This window comes from Flavobacteriales bacterium, assembly GCA_019694795.1.
Taxonomy (GTDB): Bacteria; Bacteroidota; Bacteroidia; order Flavobacteriales_D; family UBA2798; genus UBA2798.
In genome coordinates this window covers 1-2,687 of sequence record JAIBBF010000123.1, presented here as the reverse complement: position 1 = coordinate 2,687, position 2,687 = coordinate 1, and the positions used below count along the sequence as shown (strand labels likewise).

At 39.4% G+C, this 2,687-nt stretch carries 2 protein-coding genes; both read right to left on the bottom strand.

Annotated features, from left to right (window positions below; genetic code table 11):
• Nucleotides 1–17: 17 nt before the first annotated feature.
• The gene (locus K1X56_15180) at nucleotides 18–1,166 is read right to left on the bottom strand and encodes a hypothetical protein (GenBank protein MBX7096062.1); all 1,149 of its coding nucleotides are present in this window, start codon (nucleotides 1,164–1,166) and stop codon (nucleotides 18–20) included.
• A 103-nt stretch (nucleotides 1,167–1,269) separates the two neighbouring features.
• On the bottom strand, nucleotides 1,270–2,687 hold a 1,418-nt coding region (locus tag K1X56_15175; protein MBX7096061.1), incomplete at its 5' end, for a glycosyltransferase family 39 protein.

The following is a 2,687-nucleotide window of genomic DNA, read 5'->3' as shown; positions in this document are numbered from 1 at the left end:
AACAGCCTTTTGTCGTTTTATAAACCATAGGATTTACCCATCCACCGGAATGCAATGGGATCGCCGGATGTTTGTTTGATAACACCTTTATCGGTGATTTTAAATTTTCGCGTATTCAATACCTGCGTGGCAGATATCGGATTATTCTCATAACCAAATTCTTTTACATCTTTTTCGAATACGGTTTCATATTCTTTCACCTCAATGGCTAAATCTTCGGTAATCGTATAGGCACGAATCGGATCATCGTAATAATGATAGCCCCCAATTTCGAGTTTGTCAATCACCTTACCATCCTTATCGTAAGTTGCGAGAATATGATATACCGGAGGTTGTTCATACATCACTTGCACACCGGCATAAAGTAATGCAGTAAAATGATCGGTTTCTGCAATTTTAGCCAGGTAGTAAAATTCATCACCAACTTCGCGACTAAAATTCGGGTTTACCATTTGTGGGACAAAAGGCTCATAATCGTAAGCAATGGAATTGACCAACCGGATACTTTGTGTTTCATCCGGCGTTGACGTAAGTGGGAATGAAGCCTGCTCAAAACTCATTGCATACAAATCGAACAATGCCGATTCGGAAGAGGAAATTCCGCTCATAGCATCTTCATACACACTGTTAAAATCGGGCAATTTCCGCGCGAATGCGAGATCTTCATCACTTAACAAGTGCTTGGTGTTGGAATAACCATTTTCGATACAAAGACGAACGTATTTTAATGCCTCATCTCCATTTTCCGAAAGGGAATATGCACAAGCAAGATTGTAAAGTACTTTGGAAATCGGATTATAATCCATTTTCTCGGCCATGTGGTACGAGCTGATTGCCTCCGAATAATTTTTGATATCCATTAATGCATTTCCTAATTCATAATAGGATTTTGCATCGGGACACATCACAATGGCTTTCTTAAACTCAGCAATGGCTTTATCGGGCGATTTTTTATTCCGGTACACATCAATGGCATTCAAAAATATTTTTCGCGACTCTTCACGCACCGAATCAGGAACTGCTTCCGTAAAGGGCTGAACAATCTCCATCGAATAAATATCCTTTTCATCGAGTTTACCTGACTCAATCGCTTTTTTTACCTCTGGAGCTTCGGAGCAGGCGCTCAATAGACCAATGAGGAACAGGGAGAAAAATAGAGCTCTCATATCTGACTTTTTTCAATAATACAAAAATAGGAGTCAACAGAAAAGAATATACAGCAAATAATAATCGGATTTGAGCACTTACGCAATGGAAGTGGCCACTACACTACCTGATAGGCGCAAATACTTGCTGAAACAGCACAAAGGATGGATTTTCATGAATTACGACTACCCTATCGCTTTTGGTCTCTAAATCCGCCTTTTCAGAAATCGGTGCAATTAAATAGGTACGCTGAAACTTTGCATCGCAGCTGATATGCAGTTTACGATACAGGTACATCTGCAGACTCCAGTTATCGTATAAGGAAGGACTCAATGCAACAATTTCTCCGGGTGGTACAACATTTTTTATTTGTTCGCAAAACAATAATTCGTCTACGTCGCGCGAAGGCAATTTGACATTTGAAATGCTGCGGTATATCCCCAGTCCTCCAGCGACTAGTAATAAACCGAAAGCAATTTTATAAACGATAATCTTTAATCCGGAAAACCAGTCCGCAAACGAATCGGCAATAACAGCACCAAGGGCTAATGCAAAAAATGGAAATGCAGGTACGAGGTAAAATCCCCTTTGCACCGCTGTGATAAGTAAAGGAAGTGATGCAGCGAATCCAATGAGGAAGAAATAGCTATAGATGGAATTAAAACTCAGCGCATCTCTTTTTTTCATTAAACGATAGCGCAGAAACCACAGTGAACAAGCAATTGGAATTAATAATTCAATGAGCAATCGCTCTAAAATAAAAAAATGATTCTCTACGGTAGGTTCTTCGTTGATCCGGTACAACAAACGGTTTTTCAAATAAAACATTAATGCATCGCCTGAAGTTTCTCCCCATAACAGAATTGCAATCAAGAGTGAAAAAACAAGTAACATTACCATCGTATCCATCACCCACGTGTGATTTTTTTTACCTATGGTAAAGCGGTAAATGAGAGGCAAGGATAATGGAAATAAACCAGGGACTCCCTTTACCAGAAATGCTATCCCCACTGCCAGTGAACTTAGAATTAGCCAGAAGTATTTAGTGTAGGAATGTGCAAGGGTTGAATAAAGAAAAAACAAAGAAGCGCTCAGCGTAAACAAAGTCATTTCTATTTCCAAAACGCCATTCGAAAAAGCCCAGTTACTAACAGGAATCAACAGAAATAAAACCACCGGTAAGGCTGCATAACCTTGTTTCATTCTGCCTTCTTTTTCGAAAAATTTCCAATGTAGGATAATGAGTGTAATTGCAAGAATTAAACAGAGAAAGAAAAAAATCCGTTCCGTAAAAAATCCATTCCCTAATAAACGGAACATGAGTGATTGAAGAAAAAATCCCATTGGAGGATGTTCGGTAAATTCGGTGCGTTCTGCTTTAATCCAGGTATCGGTTAACACCGGTTTCCAAAAGCTCCCTTTCCCTTCTGCCATATTCATGGCCACATTGGAATATTGTTGTCCGTCCATAAACATCCCATCCATCACCAAAACAGGTGTAATCCAGTTGAAGATCAGAACAAGTGCCAGAAGGATTAATA